This window comes from Winogradskyella poriferorum, from assembly GCF_050618035.1.
Classification (GTDB): Bacteria; Bacteroidota; Bacteroidia; order Flavobacteriales; family Flavobacteriaceae; genus Winogradskyella; species Winogradskyella poriferorum_A.
Map to the genome: position 1 here is coordinate 1 of NZ_JBODPY010000186.1, position 227 is coordinate 227.

General features: G+C 37.0%; 1 protein-coding gene. It reads right to left on the bottom strand.

Annotated features, from left to right (window positions below; translation table 11 throughout):
* Positions 1-227: hypothetical protein (locus ACRHOC_RS15400; RefSeq protein WP_431159469.1), on the bottom strand; the 227-nt coding region annotated here is incomplete at both ends.

Consider the following 227-nt stretch of genomic DNA (forward strand, 5'->3'; position numbering starts at 1 on the left):
CTTTAGTGGCTGATCCTCCTGATCTAAAGGACACCAAACCTCTTGTAGTAGCAAAATAACCAATACCATTATCAGTGTCTATTGACATATCTTTAATTGTATTTGATGGTAAGGGTGAATTGGCGACAGTAAAGTGATATATGGTGTTCTGACCATCTGGAGAAAAGTAGAATGCTCCAGAATCTGCCGTTGCAACCCATTTATTATTAGAACGATCTACTTTAATA